Genomic DNA, 473 nt, shown 5'->3' on the forward strand with positions numbered 1-473 from the left:
ATGTAACACAATTAACAGAATTACTAAATATTCCACAATCGACTGTTTCACAACATTTATCAAAAATGAAAGGTAAAGTGTTACGAGCTGAGAGAAGGGGCTTAGAAATTTATTATCACATTAACAATTTAAAAGCGAGTAAGATTGTAAGTGTTTTAGGATATATTAACTAATGGAGTATTTTCATATAAAGTAGCCGCTGCTGGTGAGCAGCGGCTATTTTATGTTGTTTTATGTATTCGCATTTAATATTTTATAGTTTTTATGATTTACAATTGTTCGATCAAATTCAAAAGTACCACCGCTTACATTTGTGATTTCAACTAAGACCGATTCAGTATAAAGTTTTAGTACAGATCCTGTAATCTTTAAATTATTTCGTTGAAAAAGTATAGTATCCCCTACGTTTGCTTTCATAGTACCTCCTCATTAAAGACAGAAATATTTTTTTATTATATATATTAAACCACGTA

At 29.2% G+C, this 473-nt stretch carries 2 protein-coding genes; one reads left to right on the forward strand and one right to left on the reverse strand.

The features are described from left to right. A partial coding sequence (locus KI369_RS29135) for an ArsR family transcriptional regulator (protein WP_212959068.1) occupies positions 1 to 173 on the forward strand: 173 nt, incomplete at its 5' end. A 58-nt stretch (positions 174 to 231) separates the two neighbouring features. Here the strand turns inward: KI369_RS29135 and KI369_RS29140 are convergent. Continuing rightward, positions 232 to 417 (reverse strand): YkvS family protein, encoded by a 186-nt coding sequence (locus tag KI369_RS29140; RefSeq protein ID WP_000646789.1) that lies wholly within the window; start codon positions 415 to 417, stop codon positions 232 to 234. Positions 418 to 473: the final 56 nt, after the last annotated feature.

This window comes from Bacillus sanguinis, from assembly GCF_018332475.1.
GTDB lineage: Bacteria > Bacillota > Bacilli > Bacillales > Bacillaceae_G > Bacillus_A > Bacillus_A sanguinis.